Source organism: Butyrivibrio sp. XB500-5 (genome assembly GCF_003625505.1).
Taxonomy (GTDB): Bacteria; Bacillota; Clostridia; order Lachnospirales; family Lachnospiraceae; genus Butyrivibrio.
This window is the reverse complement of record NZ_RAIS01000011.1, coordinates 1-22072: the sequence shown is the minus strand read 5'-3', so window position 1 is coordinate 22072 and position 22072 is coordinate 1. Positions and strand designations below refer to the sequence as shown.

The window sequence follows — 22072 nt, the reverse complement described above, 5'->3', positions numbered from 1 at the left end:
AAAGATAACATTTTTCACCTTTTGTTGCAAAAGAAAAAGAGCTTGGCTTTTATCTTTCGCCAAGCTCTAAATTGTATAAAATTATCAGCCTTTTACCGCACCAGCGATAAAGCTATCCTGAATTTTTCTGCTTAAGAAAACATATACTATCAAAGTCGGGAATGTTGCGATTACAAGAGCCGCACCAATCGGACCCCAATCTGTTGTATATGCACCTGACAAGGCTTTAATACCCACAGGCAATGTTCTGTGTTTAGAGTCGGAAATGAAAACATTGGCAAACATGAACTCATTCCAACACTGAAGGTATGAATAGATACCTACAGTTGAAAATGCGGGTTTTGTAAGCGGAAGTATAATCTTAAAAAACGTTCCGAATAATCCACATCCGTCAATTCTTGCAGCTTCATCAAGGTCAATAGGAATATCGACCATAAATCCTGTACATATAAGAATTGCCATTGACAATGCAAAAGCTGAATATGGCACGATAAGTGTTGAATATTTGTTGAGCCAATGAAGCTTAGATAAAACAACATATACCGGTACGATTGAAGCCTGAAGTGGAATAGTAAGTCCGAGCATAAAGAATGCGTTGGTATACTTATTAAGCCTCGAAGGAATACGAGTAATCGCGTAAGTGGCCATCAATGCTGCCATTAAAGAAATGGCAATTGCCAAAGTTGTAACCAGTAAACTGTTTGCAAAATACAGTGCCATATTTCCCGTCTTAAGGGCTGAAGCGTAATTCGACCACAACCAGTCCTTAGGGATACCTATAATGTTTTTTCCGAAAATTTCATCATTGGATTTAAGAGAAAATGTAAACATGAAGTAAATAGGGAATAAGTTTACAAGTGCCCATATTCCAAGAAGAATATATGCTAACGATTTTTTAAACTTCATTTTTATTTATCCTTTTCCTTAAATGCAGCGCTTATCAATAAAGCAAACGCAAAGCAAAGTGCTATCAACATAACCGTGATTGTACTACCCATACCATACCTGTTTCTCAAGAAAAGCATGTTCTCAAGCAAGGTACTGGGTACTTCTGTTGACTGGAAGGGTCCGCCTTCAGTCAAAATACGTACAAGGTCGTAAGTTTTAAGTGAACCTGTTACCGCGAAAATTACGCTTACTTTTAAAATCGGCTTAATGATCGGAATAACAATGTACTTATCAACCTGCCACTTTGTTGCGCCGTCAAGCATAGCTGCTTCTCTTAAGTCTACTGATACACCTTTAACTCCGGCGTACATTAAAAGCATATGGTAGCCGATGTACTGCCAAATAGTAGGTACAACGATACTTCCAAGCGCTGTTCCGATTTCGCCCACCCATACATGCTTATACTGACTAAGATGAACAAAATCAAGAAATCTGTTTAAAAGACCGTAGTCGGGATTATATATTTTCAACCAGAGCTGACCGATAACAACGGTTGAGATCAACACAGGCATAAAGAATATTGATAAGAATACCTTTTCGCCCTTTGGCTTTCTTCCCAAAAGAAGTGCCAGCGCCAACGAAATAGGCAACTGTATAAACACTGAGAAGATAGCTATGATCATTGCGTTTTTCAATGACGTTATAAATTTGATCGAACCATTGGTAAACAGCTCTACGTAATTGGCAATTCCAATAAATGTTCCTTCAGAAAAACCATTCCAATCAAAAGTACTTCTATAGAGTGATACTGCTATAGGAGCAATAAGAATGCTTATAAAAAGTGCTAATCCGGGAAGAAGGAATACGAATATGGTCAAATGCTTTTTTATGTTCTTGTTTCTTCTTTCCCTTAATATTTCTTTACTTACAATATAATTATTATCAGACATTATTATAACCTTCTAAAATAATACGATCCTTCCGTCTTCCCCATGGGAAGCACAGGAAGGATCGTAAGTAGCCTAAGCTAAATCTTTTGTTTTATGTTATCGAATATCTTTTGCTAATCCTTTGATGAATGCCTCACCATCAACCTGGCATCCATAAACCTGATCTACATATGAAAGATATGTATTAGCTGAATCAGCATCCATAGCTGTATCTCCGAAGAGAACGTATGTATCTGCATTTGAGCAGATCTCAGCAACTGCCTGTGTGAGCTCATTTACAGAGCTTGTGTCACCATAAGGTGTCCATGCAGGAAGTCCGCATCCATCAAGATATCCATAGTGGCAAATAAGCTTACCAAGCTCGAAAGTATAATCAGCTGCTCTCTCAGCGTTAGGTGAAGATGCTGCAACAGCAAGTGTATCTGAAGGTCCACCGATCAACTGACCAAGCTTAGCCTTATCAGCGTTAATTACAGGGAACTCGCTAACCTTTACCTTAGGGAAGAACTCTGCATTGTTTGCGAAGTCTGCACAGTTCCATGTTCCGTTCATGTAGAATGCATATTTACCAGCCATGAAGTTGTTCTTAACTTCATCGTTTGTAAGGCCGATTCCTGAAGGATCAAAGTATCCGTCTTTAACAAGCTTCTGGAATGTATCAACAGCAGCACCAACATCTGCATTGTCCCATGTTGCTCTTCCAAGGAAAATGTCGTTAAGTGCATCTGCGCCTGCGCTCTTCTCGATAACAGACTCAAGATACTCAGTTACGCACCATGTCTCTTTTCCTGCACATCCGAATGGAATGATTCCCTTAGCCTTAAGTGCATCACAGCACTTAATGAACTCTTCATATGTTCCGGGGATCTCATCGTATCCAGCCTCTTTTAAGAGATCCATGTTAGCGAAGAGACCAACGATGTTCATTGTCAACGGAACACCATAGTGCTTTCCATCATATGTTGTGTTTCCGAGCATAACCTCAGGAAGCTCACTCTTGTAATTCTCATAAGCAGCATCAAGGCAATATACCTTTCCTGCCTCTACGAAATCACCAAGGAATGCACATGACCATGTAAAGAAGATATCAGGCATTTCGTTAGCTGAAACAGCTGCCTTAATCTTTGTCTTGTAAGACTGGTTCTCAAATGCTTCCCATTCTAATGTAATCTCAGGGTACTTAGCCTGCATATCAGCAATAGCTGCTTCATATGCATGACGGTTTGAGTCACTCTCTGTAGCGATACACCACATTTTAAGAGTTATAGGCTCTCCTGATGCTGCAGCCTCAGCAGCAGGTGCTTCTGCCTCTGCTTCAGCAGGTGCTTCTGCCTCAGCAGCAGGTGCTGCATCACCTGAATCTGTAGCCGGTGCTGTAGATGCTGATTCTCCACATGCAACAAGTGAAAGAGCCATTACACCCGCCAACACGGTTGAAACTAAACGCTTCATTTCCATATCATACCTCCCATTATAAAGTTTTGTTTTGGTGACATTGTCACCTGTTCTATCGCAAGCATTTCTGCTTTTGATCCCCTTTATTTCCCTGTTGTATGAACCATAGGCCAGGGATATTCTATAGTAAGAGTATCTCCATTGACTGAGTAATAGAGAAAAGCATCTTGAAAACGGAAATCTGCATCATACATGAGTTTTATCTGTCCGGAAGCTTCGTCGACCGCATATTGTCCGCCAAAACTATTGTCTTCCATAAACCTTCCATCGTTCGAAAAAACAAAAGATGAATTTCCATTCTCATGGAGCCAATATCCAACAATCCCTTGCTTGTCTTCTTCCGAAAAATCAATGCTGTTACCGTTAGCGTCGGTTCCCTCGCATGCCGTATATTTTTCTATTTCATATAGAACAATACCTTCGTTATCGGTATCATAATGCATCTTAAATTCATTACCGTCTTTGGCGGTTAATGTTATAAACTTATCATCTTTGATATATTTGTATTTTTCATTTTTAAAGACAGCGTTTCCGTTGTCATATAATGCAAGAATCTCTTTGTCCGGCTCATGATTGTATGCCCAACTCTCAACTTTTTTACCACATCCGTTAAGAGTAAGCGTAGCAAAAATCAGTATGCCAACAATCAATGACTTCTTTAGATTTTTCATGTAGCTGCCTTCTTTTTGTTTTCTATACCTCACGGCATAATCTAGTATATATGATAAAAAAAATTGATTGAATGGAAATCTTTTACTTCATCAAGTACTTTTTTTACTTCTTGACGATAAAAGATAATTTTATGCTACTTTTTTTGTGCAGAATGCATGTTAATACTTTAACGCTTTAGAATTGCGCTCGGGATTGTTGATACTTTTATACATAATGCCCATTCTTTTACGTCAATCTGACAAAGCAGAGATCAATAGTAAAGACAATAAAAAAACACAGGCATTTGCCTGTGTTTAAAATATCAGCCGCTATTAAATGCAATTATATCCTTTGTTTATTAGAATATTTTCCACCTGCTTGGTGTCATCAGTATGAATAACCATTATAGGCAGCCCGGATTCTCTGTTAAATGAAAGATATGTATAATTTACATTTATATTGCTTGAATATAATGTTTTCAAAATCTTATCCAACGAGCCGACCTCATCGGGACACTCTACAGCTAAAACCGGAGTTGTTTTGCAAATATATCCGGCTTTTCCAAGAACATCAATACTTTTCTCGGGATTGGAAACTACCATTCTTACTATTCCATATTCTGCGGAATCATTGGTAACAGAACCCAGAATATTTACCCCACTATCACACAGGATTCCGGTGATATTCTGTAAGCATCCTTTTTTATTTTCTGCGTATATAGATATTTGTTTAAGCATTTTTCATTCTCCTCACTATGCCGATTGGCGTATGCATGTATTCTAACATCAGGACATCCCCATGTCCAGTAAAAAAGCGAGACAGCGGGGCTATCTCGCTAAAATATTATTCGTCAAATGCTTTCTTTACCGCTTGTAATACATCAGAAGCGGTAAACGGCTTTACAATAAAGTCTTTTGCTCCTTTTTTTATTGCCATAACTATCATATTCTCATATTTTTGATCTGAACACATGACAACTTTAGCTTTGGGGTCAAATTTCATAACAGCCGAAAGCGCATCTATTCCATTCATTTTGGGCATGTTTATATCTAGTATCAAAATGTCAGGCTTCTTTTCTTTATAAAATTCAACTGCCTGCTCACCCGTCACAGCCTCTCCAACTATCTGAAAATCTGCCGGATCAAGCGCAGATTTTAGCATTTCTCTCATGAGAACAGTATCATCCGCAATCAGTACTTTTTTTCGCATAAGCCACTCCTTATATGATATGAAAATACATAGCAAGTTATTCTATATACTTAATAATACCACACAAGTTATCGTTTTTTACACCATTAAACGTTATTTTGATAATCAGCTTGTCTGATCTTTGCTCTGCTGATCTTTCCGGAGCTTGTCCTTGGCAGATTGGATACAAATTTAATTATTCTAGGATATTTGTAAATAGCAACTCTTTCTTTTACGAACTCCTGAATCTCTTTCCCAAGCCTTCCGTTATCCGAATATCCTTCTTTCAAGATAATGCTTGCTTTAACGACGGCGCCTCGGTTCTTGGATGGAAATGCTGTGACAGCACATTCAAATACAGCCGGATGACGCATAATTATATCTTCTACTTCCGAAGGTCCGATCCTGTATCCACTGGACTTTATTACATCGTCATTTCTTCCTATAAAATAGAAATGGCCTGATTCGTCCATTATTGCCTTATCTTTTGTATGATAAACTCCTCCTGTCCAGACTTCTTTATAAAGCTCTTCATCACCAAGATAGCCTTTAAAAACTCCGATAGGGCGCTTATCATCTTTGGGGATCAAAACGATTTCGCCCTCTTCGCCTACAGGAACGGGTTTATTATCTTCGTCCACAAGTTCTACCTTATATAAAGGAGATGCACATCCTATTGTTCCGGTCAGTTGTTCCTCTCCCACAGCTGTACAAATCTGCAAAGCTGTCTCAGTCTGACCAAAACCTTCTCTAATAGTAAGTCCGGTAAGATCCGTAAATCTCTTTGCTATCTCTTTAGGCATCGGCTCTCCGGCGGTTGTAACGTAACGCAAGTTATTTAAATCGTATTTCCCAAAATCCTCAAGCACAAAGTACTTGTATATAGTAGGCGGAGCACAAAAACTGCGTATTTTTTCTTTTTCAAGCAATTTAAGCATATCTCCTGCATAGAATTGCTCATAATCATAGACCATTATGGCTGCACCCATGAACCACTGCCCATATAGCTTTCCCCAAGCAGATTTTGCCCAGCCCGAGTCGGCAACGGTTAGATGCAGGCCGTCTTCTTTCACTCCATGCCAATTTTTAGCTGTAAAAATGTGTGCTATAGGATAGGAAAAGTCGTGAATAACAGCTTTGGGTTCACCGCTTGTCCCGGAGGTGAAATAATAGAGCATGTCGTCTTCAACATGTGTAGATACTCTTTCCAGTTTATTTGAAGCTTTTTCCATAAGCTCATCAAAAGAAATCTTGTCTTTGTACTTATCACCCACCACAAGCTGGATTGTCCCGCTTCCGACCAGTGCTTCTTCTACTTTACTGCATATCTGATCAGAATTAACACAGATTACGACCTTTGCCTTGGCAAGAGATACTCTCTGCCTTATATCCTCAGCGGACACCATGTGTGATGTCGGTATTGCAACGGCTCCAAGCTTATGAATAGCCAAAATGCTTATCCAATACTCGTATCTTCTTTTCATAAGAAGCATTACCGAATCTCCGCGTCTAACGCCGAGTTCTTTAAGCATATTTGCGGCTTTATCAGATAAATGCTTCATATCTCCAAAAGTAAAGCGCGTATCCTCACCTTCGGCACTCCTATGAACAAGCGCCAGCTTTTGCGGCTCTTCTTTTGCATATCTATCTATAACATCATATGCGAAATTGAATGAATCATTATAATTGATTTTTATATCTATAATCTTTCCGTTTTCGTCTATTACTTCTTTATAATAGTCCTGGTATATATAAGCCATCTTTTCACCTAGTATCCGATATTTCTGAATTTTTGATATCTTTGCTCAACAAGCGTTTCTTCATCCGTCGCACAAAGTTTTTTCAGTTCCGAATATATATCCTCTCCAAGCCCTGTAATATCATCTTTCTTGCATATTTTATCGATAAGACCAAGCTTATATAATTTCTCGGAAGTAAGGAACAATGCATCAGCCACTACATCGGCTTTTTCTGTGCTTTTCCACAAAATATTAGCGCAGCTCTCAGGAGAAACCACGCTAAAATAGGCATCTTCCAGCATCCAAATTTTATCGGAATGGCTCAGTGCAAGCGCTCCACCACTTCCTCCTTCGCCAATCACTATGGATAAGATAGGTGTTTTCAAATCAGACATCTCATAAAGGTTCTCGGCGATAGCTCGTCCCTGTCCTCGTTCCTCGGCATCCACTCCGCAAAACGCTCCTGCTGTATCAACAAAACATAGTACTGGTCTGTGGAATTTCTCAGCTTGCTTCATGAGCCTAAGAGCTTTTCTATATCCTTCCGGATGGGCGCTTCCAAAATTATGAGCAATCCTGTCTTCCGTGTTCTTTCCTTTTTCAATGCCAATCACTGTTATTGGCATATCTTTCAGAAATCCCACACCTGCAATAACAGCACCGTCGTCACCAAAATATCTGTCTCCATGGAACTCCATAAAGTCATTAACTATTCCGTTTATATAATCTACTGCTGTAGGCCTATTTTCACCTCTGGCGCCCAGCACTATATCATAATCTTTCATAATACTCCTAATATGTCATGTTTCAGCAATTATGTATCTTAAGAATTTTTTCAAGATATGCCTTCTGCTGATCTCTCGGAACAATTGCATCGATAAAACCACACTCCAACACGCGCTCTGCCTTCTGGAATCCTTTTGGCAATGCCCTGTTGAGTGTTTTTTCTATGACGCGCGGTCCGGCGAATCCAATTCTGGCATCCGGCTCAGCAAGTGTTATGTCTCCCAGCATAGCAAAGCTGGCATTAACGCCACCGGTAGTCGGATTGGTCAAAAGAGCTATATAAAGGTTCCCTTTGTTGCTATGACGTTTTACAGCTGCGGAAACTTTAGACATCTGCATAAGCGAGATCATTCCTTCCTGCATTCTCGCTCCGCCTGAAACAGTGATTCCGATAACAGGAAGAGATTTTTCCGTGGCATATTCAAAAAGATTTGTAATCTTTTCTCCCACAATTGCACCCATGGAACCCATCATAAAATTAGCATCCATGGCAAAAATACAGCACGAATGGCCTCCTATTGTTGCTTCTCCACAGATTACGCCTTCATTTTCTCTGCTTTTTTCTTTCGCCGCCTGAAGCTTGCTGTCATACTCAGGAAAGCCAAGTACATTCTTGGATTCATACTCCCTGCACAACTCAACAAAACTTCTTTTATCCGTGAGCATAAGAATCCTTCGCCTTGCTCTGACGGTAAAGTAGTGCCCACAATTAGGGCATACGAAGTTATTTTTTCTTATTTTTGCTACAGAAACTTCCTTTTGGCATTTTTTGCAAGTTACTTTTCTGCTTCGAATTCTGTTTCCGCTGTATTCCAGCTCATTATTTGCTTTTAAAAAAAGATTTCTTAATTCCATTTATCACAAAACCTTTTGGCATATACCTGTATCATAATTTCCTATGACAAATCCGCCATTTTCCATAAATTTCATGTGCATCTCGCGGTTATTTTCAACTCCAACAAGAACAAACTCAGAAAGCGCACTCTTCATCTTTCTGATCGCACCATCTCGGGTGTCTGCACATACAATGAGTTTTCCTAGCATTGAATCGTAAAAAGGTGTAACTTCATAATTTTGGTATAATGCAGAATCAAATCTTACATCTACACCTCCCGGGATATGCAAAAGCTCTACTTTTCCGGTTGAAGGAGTAAAATCCTTTGCATTCTCAGCACATATCCTGCATTCAATCGCGTGCTTACTATGAGCAATATCTTTTTGATCAAAGGGAATCTCTATTCCCGCTGCAGTTCTTATCTGCCACTCAACGATATCTATTCCGCATACCATCTCTGTAACAGAATGCTCAACCTGAAGTCTGGTATTCATTTCCATAAAATAATATGCGTTATCTTTTACAAGAAACTCTACTGTGCCTACGGTCACGTATCCTACAGCTTTAGCAAGCGCTTTTGCCGATTCATACATTGACTGTCTAAGTTCTTCCGGCAAAACAGGTGCCGGACATTCTTCTATAAGCTTCTGATTTTTTCTCTGCACAGAGCAATCTCTGTCTCCAAGGATAACTACTTTTCCGTTCTTATCGGCAAGAATCTGTACTTCCACATGCTTAACGTTTTCAAGGTATTTCTCCATAAAAACCGCGTCGTCGGCAAAAGAGTTTTTGGCTTCTTTCTTTACCTGTTCAAGCGCGGAAATCAACTCGCTCTCTTCCCTTACAACACGAATTCCTTTTCCGCCGCCACCTGCTCTTGCCTTTAAAATAATCGGATAGCCTATCTTTTGTGCCCATTTGATCGCATCTTTATCATTATTCAAAATATCGCTTCCAGGCGTAATCGGGACTCCGGCAAGTTTTGCAACTTCTCTTGCAATCTCTTTTTGCCCCATCTTCTCCATGACTTCTGCGCCAGGGCTAATAAGTGTAATATTATTTTCCTCACACCTTCTTGCAAATTCCGGATTCTCGGAAAGCATTCCATAACCCGGATGAATCGCTTCCGCACCAACCGCCTGCGCCAGTGTAATTATCACATCCATATTGAGATAGCTGTCTTTTACAAGCGGACCGCCAATGCAATAGCTTTCATCTGCCATCTCGACGTGGAGCGCATCTGCATCCGCATCAGAGTAAATTGCTACTGTCTCAATACCCATTTCTTTGCAGGCTCTTATAACTCGAACCGCCACTTCACTACGATTAGCAATAAGAATTTTAGAAAACATATTATGCCTCCTTACTGTCACCTTCGCCGGTGATCGCAAAAGAGAAATCACCGCTCATGCACTTCTTACCATCAACCGTAAGCTCACCATGAAGCACATACATAGGATGAAAAGACCTGATAAGCTTAGTATCTATCCTTACCCTGTCTCCGGGCTTGACCATATTGCGAAATCTCACCTTATCAAGCCCCGTGTAAACGGGGATACAGCCTTTTTTATTCATCATTTCCTCGAACATGATACATGCAGACTGTGCCATCATTTCACACTGAATAACTCCGGGAACAATAGGATTACCCGGAAAATGTCCTTGTAAAAAGAATTCATCTCCGCGAACCTGATAATATCCTGTAGCAGTACCGTCTTCGTTCAAATATGCTTCATCCACAAGAAGCATTGGCTCTCTATGCGGAAGTATATTTTTAAGCTCTTCTCTGTTCATAAAAACCTCTTTTATCCAATAACAAAAAGCGTCTGGTTGTACTCAACAAGAGTTCCTTCTGTGACACAAACTGCTTTTATAACTCCATCAACAGGCGACTTTACCTCATTCATCATTTTCATTGCTTCGATAGTGCAAAGAACATCACCGCTTTTTACGTTGTCTCCGACTTTTAATGCAGGACGGTCTCCTACTGTACCATAAAAAATTCCAAGCAAGGGAGCTTTTACTTCTGTTCCCTCTACTTTTTTAATCGGCGCTTCATTCTCAGCCTTTTTTTCTACCGGAGGAATCACAACATTAGCTGTATCTGCAATCACTTGATTTGCCTGAGCAGAAACTTCTCTTTTGATAAAAAGCTTGAAATCGCCTTCTTCAACAGATAATTCCGTAAGATTTAATTGTGAAAAAAGCTCTTTATAATCCTGTAATGAATTCATAATCGCCCTCTCTTAGTTAACCTTCTTAAATGCGATACAAGCATTGTGTCCGCCGAATCCAAGTGATGTGCTGATGGCATAAGTGACATTTGCTGATACGGCCTTGTTGGGTGTGTAATCAAGATCTAACTCTTCATCTTTTTCCTTGTAATTAATTGTCGGAGGGATTATCCCCTCTTCAAGAGCAAGAACTGATGCAATCGCCTCAACAGCGCCGGTTGCGCCCATCATATGTCCTGTCATTGACTTTGTTGAACTTATATGAATGTCATACGCTCTTTTTCCGAAGACATCTTTGATCGCTTTTGTTTCCATTGCATCATTAAGATGTGTTCCTGTTCCATGTGCGTTAAAGTAAATCTCATCATTATCACCAATCTGAGCCTCATTGACCGCAGTTCTGATTGCTCGAACCGCTCCGTCACCTTCCGGATCCGGTGCAGTAATATGATATGCATCCGCTGTATTTGAATAACCTACAACTTCAGCAAATATCTTAGCTCCACGCTTCTTAGCATGCTCATATTCCTCAAGGACGAGAATTCCTGCACCTTCGCCCATTACAAATCCGGCTCTTCTTTTATCAAAAGGAAGACTTCCGCAATTGGGGTCGTCTGACAGGTTAAGTGCCTGGCAATTGATGAATCCGGCCATAGCAAGTTCATTTATTGACGCTTCGCTTCCGCCCGCAATGATCGCATCTGCGTAGCCATGCTTGATCGCTCTATATGCCTCTCCCAAAGTATGAGTTGATGTGGCACATGCTGTCACAATAGGGAGTGTGGGGCCTTTAGCACCAAACTTGATTGATACCGCACCTGTCGCCATGTTTCCTATCATCATAGGAACAAAAAAAGGCGATACCATCTCAGGTCCTTTTTCGTTAAGCTTATTTGTCTCTCTGATTGTTGTATTAATTCCACCAATTCCAGATCCGATATATACGCCGAAACGCTCCTTATCAATATCACTATCTAATATTCCGCTCTGCTCAACAGCCTGCTTGGATGCAGCCATTGCATACTGCATGAAAAGATCGGATTTTCTTATTTCCTGAACGGTGTCATAGTATTTCTTCGGCTCGAAATCTTTGACCTCTGCATCAAGGTTTACCTTAAGGCCTGATGCATCAAATCTTTTTATTGTATCGATACCGCATTTTCCGCTTTTTAAACTATCCCAAAAAGTATCTATATCATTTCCAACAGGGGATATAACGCCCATTCCTGTAACTACTACTCTACACATACATGCCTCCATCTACTTTGATTACTTCCCCTGTGATATAAGAAGAATTTTCACTAGCTAAAAACAATGCCAGATTAGCTACATCCTCAGGTAATCCAAGTCTTGTGAGCGGAAGCTGAGCTTTAAGCTCGGATACCTGTGCTTCACTGAGTTCTTCTGTCATCTCAGTAGAAATATATCCGGGGGCTATAGCATTACACCTCACATTTCGTCTGCCGTATTCTTTGGCAACAGACTTTGTAAATCCAACGATACCTGCCTTAGATGCAGCATAATTAGTCTGACCTTTATTTCCCATTAGCCCAACAACCGAGCTAATGTTTATGATGTTTCCGTGGCGCTGCTTAACAAAACTTCTTATAAACGAACGCGTTACAAACATCGTGCCTTTTAAATTAATATCAATTACATCGTCAATATCCATAACACTCAGGCTTGGAAGAAGATTATCGCGTGTTATTCCTGCATTATTTACCAGAATGTCTACTTTTCCGAAATCAGCAAGTATCTCTTCAGAAACTGATTCGACCTGCTCTGCATCTTTTACATCGCATACATAAAGTCTTACATCCGCCCCAAGTTCTTTAATTGTATTTATGGCCTTTTGAGCCCTTTCGTTATCTCTTGTGGCAATTATTGCAAGCGATGCTCCGTTTTTAGCAAACAAATTGGCAATTGCATTTCCTATACCACGTGTTCCGCCTGTAATTACCGCAACTTTCCCTGTAAGCATTATTTAGTCATTCCCTCCATAGTAAGCTTCAATGAATCCAGATCGCATACGTTAAATATTCTTGCTTCCGGAACTGTTCTTTTTACAAAACCCGATAAGGTCTTACCGGGGCCACACTCAATGAAAGTATCAACCCCATCTTCCGCCATGTTTGCAAGTGTCTCCTCCCACCTAACGCTGTTTGAAATCTGATCAGTAAGTGTTTCCACCATTCCTTCTCTGTTATCCGGATATGGTTTTGCAGTCTTATTAGCATAAAGAGAGATATATGGTTTATTTATGTTATATAACTTTTCTGAAGCCAATTCCTCTTTTAATCCTTCAGAAGCGCCCTTCATATAAGGTGTATGGAACGCTCCACCTACCGCAAGTTGGACAAAACGAACCTTCTTCTCGGTAAGTGTCTCTTTCAACTTTTCGATTTTTTCGGCCTCTCCGGACACAACAATCTGTCCGGGACAGTTGAAGTTTACCGGATACACTCCATACTCACTGCATAACTGAACAAGCTCTTTCTTGTTCATCCTCATTACAGCAATCATCACGCCATCGATTGATTCCGACGCCTTTTGCATCAGCTGGCCTCTCTTGCACACAAGCTTAAACGCATCCTCGTTGGAAAGTGCTTTGGATGAAGCCATAGCCGCCACCTCACCAAGTGAAAAGCCGGCAACGACATCAGGCTTTATTCCATTTTTTTCCAGTGCCATAGCACATGCTAAGTCAACCAAAAAAAGGCAAGGCTGAGTATTTTCTGTCTTTTTCAGTTCTTCTTCTGTTCCTTCAAACATCTGGGAAAGTGTTCCGGGTCTTTCTCCTTCTGCATTGTCAAAAAGACTCTGCACCTCCGGTACATTCTCGTATAGATCTTTCCCCATTCCTGCATATTGACTGCCTTGTCCGGCAAATAAAAAAGCTATTTTTCCCATGTTATCTCCAAAATCATGCACCCATAAGTGCAGCCGCTTCGCTACAGATGCTTGTTATTATTTCTTCGCAAGTATTCTCGCTGTTTACAAGGCCGGCGATCTGTCCACACATACATGAACCATACTTAACATCGCCTTCTATGGCGGCTTTTCTAAGTGCACCTGCACCCATTGCTTCAAGCTCTGCCTGTGTTGTCGCGGGATCGCTCTCTTTTTTCTGGAATTCCCTTGTCATGCGGTTCTTGAGTGCTCTTACAGGATGTCCAAGTGTCTTTCCGGTAACGATGGTGTCCCTATCCTTAGCCGAAAGGACTTTTTCTTTATAATTCTCATGAACATTGCATTCTTTTGCTGTCAGGAATCTTGTTCCCATCTGTACAGCTTTTGCTCCAAGCATGTATGCTGCAGCCATTCCTCTGCCATCCGCAATTCCACCTGCTGCAATGACCGGAATATTGACCGCATCTACAACCTGCGGAACAAGCGCCATAGTTGTTGTCTCTCCGACGTGGCCTCCGGACTCGCATCCTTCTGCTATAACCGCACTGGCGCCCATTCTTTCAACCATAACTGCAAGGGCAACACTGGCTACTACGCAGATAACCTTAATATTCGAAGCTTTTAGTTGCTCCATATACTTTGCCGGGTTTCCTGCACCAGTTGTAACTACAGATACTCCTTCCTCGCATACAACATTTACTGCTTCATCGATGTATGGACTCATAAGCATTAAGTTTACGCCAAATGGTTTGTCCGTGAGCTTCTTAGCCTCTTTAATCTGTGCTCGCAATTGTTCCCCATTTGAGTTCATTGCTGCTATAAGGCCAAGCCCACCTGCGTTGGATACGGCTGCTGCAAGCTGAGCATCTGCTATCCACGCCATTCCTCCCTGAATAACAGGGTATTTAATTCCAAGTAATTCACATACCGGGTTCTTATTCATTTCAATCCCTCCAGAGGATTACTGCTTCTCAATAAGCTCAACAAGCTTATCAATTGTTGTGATTTCCTGAGAAAGCTCGATCTTGCAATCAAGTTCTTCCTGCATCTGCATAACAAGCTCCATGATATCAAGTGAATCAAGACCGATATCTGTAAATGTATCGCTAGACTTGATCTCTGACTCCTCCTTATCAAGATACTCTGCGATTATACGAATTATTGTTCCCTTTACGTCCTTCATTTGTTTATCTCCTTTAATTCTCTCTTTTCCCATACATATGCTCTGCACACATGTCATAGGGTTGTTTTATTTTAATTCTTTGTTACAATAATCTTGGGGGTAACCCCCAGGTCAAGAAAAAAATTAATCATTTTAGCGGGGTTTTAATGACAACATTTCAGAATTTTCAAGATGACGATTTAGAATATACGCTCACTGTAAGCCAGTTTGCGAGACTATGTGGTACAACAAGAGACACATTAAGATACTATTATGAACAAAATATAATTAAGCCAAGAATCGATCCCGATAACGGATATCATTACTATTCCGCTTCCCAGATAAGTTCTTTTTATTTTATCTCAACCATGCGCCAGACAGGCTGTTCCATCAAAGAGATACGCAACATAATTTATAATTCATCCAAAGAAAGTATCACTAATTTGGTTAATTCTAAAATCTTAGACATGCAAAAAGAACTTTTTTCCATTAATAAAAAAATAAGCGCCCTTCACCTGGGCATGTGGATATTGGATAAATACGAGGATCACGGCCCGGATAAGCCTTTTATGGATGACATTCCGGAAATAAGTGTGACGACAACCCCCATCGAAAACAAATCTGATGCACATCACGCGGCTGATATTGCACATGACATCTCCAATCACATGTCTAGGGTAAAAGAAAATGATACACTTTCAACGTTTCCCTCAGGAGTAACGATTAAATACAAAGATCTTGTTAATAAAAATTATCTTTATAATAATATAATCAGCTTATCGTTCCTCCCCGCCGATAACGAGTCCTCTTTTCCGCTTCCAAGCGCAAAGACTGTATGCTGCTATCACGACCATCATTCTCCGGCAATTGAAAAAACATACAGAAAGATGGTTTCATATATAAAAAAGAACAGGCTAAAAGCCTGCTCTGATCTATATTCTATAAGTTTAATAAACTTGTATAACAAAGAAGAAACTCATTCTTACTTTAAATACTTATTTATCTGCGTAGAATAATATGTTTTCATGCTTTTGACGGAATTGAAGTTATGATCACTTCTGCATCACCTTCAATCTCGTACTTGCCGGTGTCTGCTTCAATAAATAATGAATCACCTTTCTTCATGGAAATCGCTTCTGTGCCTGTTGATACAGTGCAGTTTCCTGTGATAGAAAGAATGCTAACGAAGGACTCCTTTCCGGCGTTTCCATGATATACCGCCTCCTTTTTGACGGTGATTTTGTCAACACAAAAATATTCACATGTAGCCAAGTGTCCGCTATTAGAAACAGTATCTGTCGGTCGCTCAAGCTTTGTAACATCAAGCGCCTTTGAAATATGCAATTCCCTTGGCTTTCCGTCAGGCCCTAATCTTCCGTAATCATATACTCTATAAGTAACGTTTGAGTTTTGTTGTATTTCGGCAACCATAATTCCTTCACCGATTGCATGAAGCGTTCCGGGAGCTATAAAAATCACGTCTCCTTTTTTTACATACTTCTTATGCAAAACTTCTGTAAGAGTATTATCATTAATTCGTCGCTCAAATTCTTCTTTATCTATATTTTTTTCAAAACCTTGATACAAAAAAGCGCCCTCATCAGCCTCAAGCACATACCACATCTCTGTTTTTCCAAACTGCTTTTCATGCTTCAGGGCATACTCATCATCAGGATGTACTTGAATTGACAATGGCTTTTTTGCATCTATAAGCTTGATTAAAATAGGAAAATCATCGAATCTTTCGCAATTAGTTCCTAAAACAGCTTTATTTTCATTTATAAACTCCGAAAACAATCTACCTTCTTGAATATCACTTGTTATCCTTGAGCTGCCGTCTTTATGGCAAGAAAGAACCCATGCCTCTGCACATATTTCTCCGTCACACTCAACTCCATATTCATTAACCAGACGATTTCCACCCCAAATATAGTCTTTGCAAGCAGGTTTTAATTTATATATTCCCATTATGATATTCCTTTTTTATTCACTATAATAATCTTATCTTATGAATTATATACATATTTATTGATTTATGTCATTCCTTTTATAAGTAGATTATCTCTTTTTTTCGTGTTATACTACTTTCTCACATATATAAATAAAGAGGGAATACAATGAATAAAGAAAATAAAATGGGTATTATGCCGGTAAAAAAGCTTATTTTGTCTATGTCTTTGCCAATGATGATTTCAATGTTGGTACAAGCCTTATATAACGTTGTGGACAGTATCTTCGTATCTAATATAGTAGGTGAATCACTTACTGCCGGAGAAGATGCTCTTACAGCCGTAACTCTGGCTTTCCCGATGCAGAATCTTATGATCGCTTTAGGTTCAGGAACGGGAGTAGGTATAAATGCTCTTCTCTCGCGCTCTTTAGGTGAAAAAAAATTTGATAAAGCAGATTCTGCCGCAAATATGGGTGTTTTACTTACGTTTGTCAACTATCTCGTCTTTCTTATTATAGGCATCTTTTTTGCACCCGCTTTTATTCGTACCCAAACTATATCTGCAATAATATCTTCATACGGGGCAACTTATCTTCAGATAATTAGTTGCTGTTCTTTAGGTCTTTTTTTCCAAATGACCTTTGAACGTCTGCTTCAGTCTACCGGAAAAACTTTCTATAGCATGATTTCGCAGGCAACAGGTGCACTTATTAACATTATATTTGATCCACTTCTAATCTTTGGAATAGGACCTTTTCCCGCACTTGGAATTGCCGGTGCTGCGTATGCAACCATTTTAGGCCAGTTCATTGCTGCCATGATTGGTCTTTTATGCAATTTAAAATTTAATACAGAAATCCATCTTTCTATTAAAGATATCACCACTCCTGTTTTTTCCACAATTAAAGAAATCTTTTATGTCGGAATACCCTCAATACTTATGATGTCTATTGGTTCTGTGATGACTTACATGATCAATCTTATTTTAGGTATGTTTTCATCAACCGCCACAGCGGTATTTGGTGTTTACTTTAAGCTTCAGAGTTTCTTCTTTATGCCGGTGTTTGGCTTAAACAACGGTCTTATTCCTGTTCTTGCATATAACTATGGTGCCAAGTATAAGGAACGAATAAATCAAGCTCTTAGATTTGCTGTTGTTTTAGCTGTATCGATTATGCTTACCGGAACCCTTGTGTTTCAGATATTCCCCGCTACACTACTCGGCTTTTTCAATTCATCTTCTGAAATGACAGCTATTGGTAAACCTGCGCTTAGAATAATAAGCCTTTCGTTTCCTATTGCAGGTCTTTGTATTGCTATGGGATCTGTTTTCCAGGCTTTTTCTAAAGGAACCTATTCTCTCGCCGTTTCTGTTGGCCGTCAGCTTGTTGTTCTCATCCCTGCTGCATGGTTATTGGCTCAAACAGGCAACCTCAATTTAGTTTGGTTTGCTTTCCCAATAGCAGAGATAGCTTCGCTCACCATATCTGTTATACTATTCAAAAAACTGTACAAAACCACCCTCGCCACGTTATAAAGACATTATTCATGCGGTTTTTCAGTATTGTGCACTAAAAAACGCTACAAATTTTGGCGATTTTTCGAGCCAAAACTCTTGTAAGGCGCATAAAAACGTTGTAAAATCATGAATAGTAGTAAAAATACTCAATTTGAGGGAGGTATTATACCATGAATAAGACAGAACTTGTTGATGCTATTGCAAAAGAGACTGGTCTTTCTAAGAAGGATTCAGAGAAGGCTGTAAAGGCTTTCACAGATGCTGTTTCAAAAGAGCTTAAGAAAAAGGGCAAAGTTCAGCTCGTAGGCTTTGGTACTTTTGAGACTGCAAAGAGAGCAGCTAGAACAGGTAAGAATCCTCAGACTGGCGCTGCAATCAAGATCCCCGCTGCTACAGTTCCTAAGTTTAAAGCCGGCAAGGCTCTTAAGGATGCTGTTAACGGCAAGAAGAAATAATATCATCTGTATATAATAAAAGAACTGTAGAGAATATTCATTATTCTCTTACAGTTCTTTTTTTGCTTTTTATTTTCTCTTTTTTAGTCTTTCTTCCAATGCCTTATGTGCTTCATAGATATCCATATTCTGTTCCATATCCTGCTCTATCAAGCTCCTGATATATTTTGTTGCTGACATATTTGCTGCTTTGGCCATATGTTCAACATAATCTCTATATCCTCTGATATCAAGAAGCAAAAACTTCTCTTTCTCATACCTGCTTGTTTTCTCTTGTTTCTCGCCTGTAATTGTCTTTTTTTCTTTTGTACCAGAGTTTTGTCTGAGAATCTCCTCTACCATCTCCCTAGGGCTGGGCTCTGTTTTGTTTTCTTTTATAACTTTTGTCTCTTCAAGTGCTGTTTCCTTTTTAGGATCTATCACTTCAACAATTTCTTTTTCTGCATCTTTCTCTATTTCCTTATACTGAGGCTCCATCCTGCCGGCATTCTCTTCAATTGATTTTTGTTTCTCTTTATTCTCCGTTTCTTCTTTTATAGGAGTCATTCCTGCAAATAATCCCTTTCCGGTCTTATTTACACTCTTTTTTAAAAGATCTGCTTTACTTGCCATCACTTATCCTCCTCTAAAAATTCATCGATAAAATCATCATAGTCTCTTGCCGCAGATGAACCGCTTGCATATTCAAACAGATCCATTCTCATTGTCTGTGCTTCCTCTACTGATACATTTAACCTTATTCTTGACTTGTATACCTTCGTTCCTAGCAATTTAGCCTTTTCTTCTATATCTCCGATCCATATCTTGGAATTAGCTGTTTTTCTTACTTTAGTAACAAGTATTCCGTCTACCTTTAGTCTATCATTTGTATAATCATGTATCTGTCCGATGAATTTATAAAGTCTTGATAACCCTTGTAAGGAATAAGCCCCTGGTTCAAGTGGTATTATTACCTCATCCGCCAAGGTTAATATATTCATAAGAACTACTCCAAGTGCCGGGCTGCAATCAAAAACACAGAAATCATATTCCTTGTTTAGTTTCCCAAATGCTTTTTCCATTAACCTTTCACGGCCTATATTATTAAAAGTCATATCCGCCGATGCAAGGTCTATTCCCCCAACGATTAAGTCTAAATTTTCAGCAATGGGAATTATCGCCTTATTAATATCCTTTTTTGCTGATTTTTTGTCGACTTCTGATTCCATAACCTCAAATAGCTTTGCAGGAACATTCCTATAAAAGTATTCTTGTTGTTCTTCTGATAATCTTTCTATTTCCTCGGGATCCGGATCGATCTCATTTAAATCTATTCCGGCTGTCATTGATAAGTTTTCTTGAGGGTCAGCATCAACAACCAATACTTTATATCCTCTTTTCGCTAAGCCAACCGCCATCGCATAACTTGATGTCGTTTTTGCCACGCCACCTTTTTGATTACTAAAAGCTATAATTCGCATATCTCCTCCTGGTCGTTTATTCTATTGTCTTTTATATTTTTTATATATCATATATTTTTTATTTAATTTTCTATAAGCACATTTTATTCATAATGTATATGTATTATATAACATTATTCTTTCTTTTCATATACTTATTTTAATATACTATTTTAATCTATTACATCTATATGTCATATCATATATTTTATTTATTTGTGTTATACTTGTTATATAACTTATACGTATTATTTATGTTATACCTACTATTTAGTACTCTCATAAATACTTGTTTTATTACATAGCGAATATATGTTATACATTCAATATAATTATTCAGTAATCTATTATACCGTACTATTTAATAGCAATGTTTAGCACACTATAGATAGAGAAAACATATTGTGATGGCAAATATAATATATGTAGTATATATGTTATATATGTCTGTATTATTATATAAAAATACAAAATATAGATACACAAAATGTGTTTTATATTATAGATATGTTATATAAGTTGAATGTATTGGATTATACATATACTATGTATATGGAATATATATTAAATGAAGTAAATGGTTTAAATAGATTAAAGATAATAGATATTGTAAATGTTATAGATATATGATAAAGTATAAATGATATAGATATCAAAGATATAATGTATAATGAATATAATACCTATATATAAAAGACATAAGTGCGAGCAAAGCATCACAACCGGTAGAGTAAAGACATCTTTGATCTACATAAAAGGCAAAAATAAAATAAGTCAAGATATAGAGCGATTTTAAGCAATAGTCATCAGATTGCAATTTAAATGCCCGGCCAATGATAGTAAGCTAAAACGGCACCCAAAACCATATAAAGCAAATCACTATGATGCAATAATTAGAAATACGTCAAAACGCAGTGTTTACGACATTTTAAAACAATCAATACAAGATAATGAAAATAAAAAGCTAAATATTGCAAGTTCTCTTGCGCAAGCTAAATATTATAACAAAATAAAAAAATCCAAAAGAGAAGAAAAAATCAGAGAGATTAGGTAATAGTAATTCTAGATTTAATAACATATGCAACCAAACCAGAAGAGGTAGCGTTTTGAAGAAAAAACCGACCCAAAAAGTCAATAATAGCGTAACGCTTGTTGCGTATTTATATTAAACTTTTTACATATTTCAGATAACAAAATACAGTAACAAAATAGCATTAATAATAATGTTAATATAAAATCGAGCTTAAGTATATAGAAAAAACGCAGTAGTTATATTTGGATTTAATATCAAAAGATATGTGTAAAAATAAAAACTTTATACGTAATATCAAAGAACTGATACTAAAATCGTACCGGTTCTTTTTTTATGCTACCGTATAAAATATATAGTTATAGTTTGTTTAATAACTATGATCTTAAGATATTTTTATACAACAAAAGAGAGTTGTTTATTAGTTTTATATATAACTACAATTGATTATTAATTAATATGGCCTGAAAACATAGCAACCATCAGGAGTTAAAAGATTTATAGGAACAAAAAAGGGAAAGATAAGATACCAAAAGAGGAATCTGAGGTAAAGAATAAGGGAATATAAGGATATAAAAAAGGGAACAGAAAAATATATGTAAAAGTGCTAGAAAAGAGGATATAGAGATAAGTTAAATGGAATAAGAGGTGACTAAAAAGGGAAATGATGTGTCCCGGGTATAAAAGCCAAAAAAGCTAAAATACAGGATAATACAGAAGAGTGAAATACATGGAAATCTGCAAGTGTATAAAAAGGGAAGAAAGGTGACTAAAAAGGGAATATATATAAGAAAAGCAAAAAAGGCAATGTTATAAGAGAAAAAGGACTAAAAAGAGTGTCTAAAGTGATAAAAAAGGGAACAAAATAAGTAATAACAGC

At 38.3% G+C, this 22072-nt stretch carries 23 protein-coding genes; 3 read left to right on the top strand and 20 right to left on the bottom strand.

The window, feature by feature from the left end; all coding sequences use genetic code 11:
- Nucleotides 1-84: 84 nt before the first annotated feature.
- From D6856_RS14845 to D6856_RS14765, 17 genes are all read right to left on the bottom strand, one after another.
- Nucleotides 85-906, bottom strand: a complete 822-nt coding sequence (locus D6856_RS14845) for a carbohydrate ABC transporter permease (RefSeq protein ID WP_120687542.1) — start codon at nucleotides 904-906, stop codon at nucleotides 85-87.
- 2 nt (nucleotides 907-908) lie between these two features.
- Nucleotides 909-1838 (bottom strand): carbohydrate ABC transporter permease, encoded by a 930-nt coding sequence (locus D6856_RS14840; protein WP_199704185.1) that lies wholly within the window; start codon nucleotides 1836-1838, stop codon nucleotides 909-911.
- Between the two features lie 96 nt (nucleotides 1839-1934).
- Nucleotides 1935-3296, bottom strand: coding sequence for an ABC transporter substrate-binding protein (locus D6856_RS14835; protein ID WP_120687541.1), 1362 nt, complete (start codon nucleotides 3294-3296; stop codon nucleotides 1935-1937).
- A gap of 80 nt (nucleotides 3297-3376) precedes the next feature.
- A complete protein-coding gene (locus D6856_RS14830) occupies nucleotides 3377-3964 on the bottom strand; it encodes a hypothetical protein (protein ID WP_120687540.1) in 588 nt (195 codons plus the stop codon).
- A gap of 312 nt (nucleotides 3965-4276) precedes the next feature.
- Nucleotides 4277-4681 (bottom strand): amino acid-binding protein, encoded by a 405-nt coding sequence (locus tag D6856_RS14825; RefSeq protein WP_120687539.1) that lies wholly within the window; start codon nucleotides 4679-4681, stop codon nucleotides 4277-4279.
- 106 nt (nucleotides 4682-4787) lie between these two features.
- Nucleotides 4788-5153 (bottom strand): response regulator, encoded by a 366-nt coding sequence (locus D6856_RS14820; RefSeq protein WP_092248916.1) that lies wholly within the window; start codon nucleotides 5151-5153, stop codon nucleotides 4788-4790.
- Between the two features lie 86 nt (nucleotides 5154-5239).
- Nucleotides 5240-6892 (bottom strand): AMP-binding protein, encoded by a 1653-nt coding sequence (locus D6856_RS14815; protein WP_120687538.1) that lies wholly within the window; start codon nucleotides 6890-6892, stop codon nucleotides 5240-5242.
- Nucleotides 6893-6900: 8 nt separating this feature from the next.
- The gene (accA, locus tag D6856_RS14810; protein WP_092248910.1) at nucleotides 6901-7656 is read right to left on the bottom strand and encodes a carboxyltransferase subunit alpha; all 756 of its coding nucleotides are present in this window, start codon (nucleotides 7654-7656) and stop codon (nucleotides 6901-6903) included.
- Nucleotides 7657-7678: 22 nt separating this feature from the next.
- Nucleotides 7679-8512, bottom strand: coding sequence for an acetyl-CoA carboxylase carboxyltransferase subunit beta (locus D6856_RS14805; protein WP_120687537.1), 834 nt, complete (start codon nucleotides 8510-8512; stop codon nucleotides 7679-7681).
- 3 nt (nucleotides 8513-8515) lie between these two features.
- Nucleotides 8516-9844, bottom strand: a complete 1329-nt coding sequence (locus tag D6856_RS14800; protein WP_120687536.1) for an acetyl-CoA carboxylase biotin carboxylase subunit — start codon at nucleotides 9842-9844, stop codon at nucleotides 8516-8518.
- A gap of 1 nt (nucleotide 9845) precedes the next feature.
- Nucleotides 9846-10286 (bottom strand): 3-hydroxyacyl-ACP dehydratase FabZ, encoded by a 441-nt coding sequence (fabZ, locus tag D6856_RS14795; RefSeq protein ID WP_092248902.1) that lies wholly within the window; start codon nucleotides 10284-10286, stop codon nucleotides 9846-9848.
- Between the two features lie 11 nt (nucleotides 10287-10297).
- Nucleotides 10298-10726 (bottom strand): acetyl-CoA carboxylase biotin carboxyl carrier protein, encoded by a 429-nt coding sequence (locus tag D6856_RS14790; protein WP_120687535.1) that lies wholly within the window; start codon nucleotides 10724-10726, stop codon nucleotides 10298-10300.
- 12 nt (nucleotides 10727-10738) lie between these two features.
- Entirely contained in the window at nucleotides 10739-11974 is a 1236-nt protein-coding gene (gene fabF / locus D6856_RS14785; protein ID WP_120687534.1) for a beta-ketoacyl-ACP synthase II, read from the bottom strand.
- A complete protein-coding gene (gene fabG / locus D6856_RS14780) occupies nucleotides 11967-12707 on the bottom strand; it encodes a 3-oxoacyl-[acyl-carrier-protein] reductase (protein WP_120687533.1) in 741 nt (246 codons plus the stop codon). The genes fabF and fabG overlap by 8 nt, the downstream gene beginning before the upstream one ends.
- Complete coding sequence (fabD, locus tag D6856_RS14775) at nucleotides 12707-13636, bottom strand: ACP S-malonyltransferase (protein WP_120687532.1); 930 nt, start codon at nucleotides 13634-13636, stop codon at nucleotides 12707-12709. Before fabD ends, fabG begins: the two co-directional genes overlap by 1 nt.
- 13 nt (nucleotides 13637-13649) lie before the next feature.
- On the bottom strand, nucleotides 13650-14579 hold the full coding sequence (gene fabK, locus D6856_RS14770) for an enoyl-[acyl-carrier-protein] reductase FabK (RefSeq protein ID WP_092248888.1): 930 nt from the start codon (nucleotides 14577-14579) through the stop codon (nucleotides 13650-13652).
- An 18-nt stretch (nucleotides 14580-14597) separates the two neighbouring features.
- Nucleotides 14598-14819, bottom strand: a complete 222-nt coding sequence (locus D6856_RS14765) for an acyl carrier protein (RefSeq protein WP_120658750.1) — start codon at nucleotides 14817-14819, stop codon at nucleotides 14598-14600.
- Nucleotides 14820-14965: 146 nt separating this feature from the next.
- Between D6856_RS14765 and D6856_RS14760 the strand changes: the two genes are divergently transcribed.
- A complete protein-coding gene (locus tag D6856_RS14760; protein ID WP_092248882.1) occupies nucleotides 14966-15814 on the top strand; it encodes a MerR family transcriptional regulator in 849 nt (282 codons plus the stop codon).
- 7 nt (nucleotides 15815-15821) lie between these two features.
- On the opposite strand, the gene D6856_RS14755 is transcribed toward D6856_RS14760, so the two are convergent.
- Nucleotides 15822-16766: a type I phosphomannose isomerase catalytic subunit gene (locus D6856_RS14755; RefSeq protein ID WP_120687530.1), complete on the bottom strand. Its 945-nt coding sequence runs from the start codon at nucleotides 16764-16766 to the stop codon at nucleotides 15822-15824.
- Between the two features lie 149 nt (nucleotides 16767-16915).
- Between D6856_RS14755 and D6856_RS14750 the strand changes: the two genes are divergently transcribed.
- Both D6856_RS14750 and D6856_RS14745 read left to right on the top strand, forming a co-directional pair.
- Nucleotides 16916-18286, top strand: coding sequence for an MATE family efflux transporter (locus D6856_RS14750; protein ID WP_243114104.1), 1371 nt, complete (start codon nucleotides 16916-16918; stop codon nucleotides 18284-18286).
- Between the two features lie 152 nt (nucleotides 18287-18438).
- On the top strand, nucleotides 18439-18723 hold the full coding sequence (locus D6856_RS14745; RefSeq protein WP_022766405.1) for an HU family DNA-binding protein: 285 nt from the start codon (nucleotides 18439-18441) through the stop codon (nucleotides 18721-18723).
- 69 nt (nucleotides 18724-18792) lie between these two features.
- Here the strand turns inward: D6856_RS14745 and D6856_RS14740 are convergent, their stop codons facing one another.
- Together D6856_RS14740 and D6856_RS14735 are read right to left on the bottom strand one after the other, a co-directional pair.
- Nucleotides 18793-19335, bottom strand: coding sequence for a hypothetical protein (locus tag D6856_RS14740; RefSeq protein ID WP_120687529.1), 543 nt, complete (start codon nucleotides 19333-19335; stop codon nucleotides 18793-18795).
- On the bottom strand, nucleotides 19335-20183 hold the full coding sequence (locus D6856_RS14735) for a ParA family protein (protein ID WP_092248873.1): 849 nt from the start codon (nucleotides 20181-20183) through the stop codon (nucleotides 19335-19337). Before D6856_RS14735 ends, D6856_RS14740 begins: the two co-directional genes overlap by 1 nt.
- Nucleotides 20184-22072: the final 1889 nt, after the last annotated feature.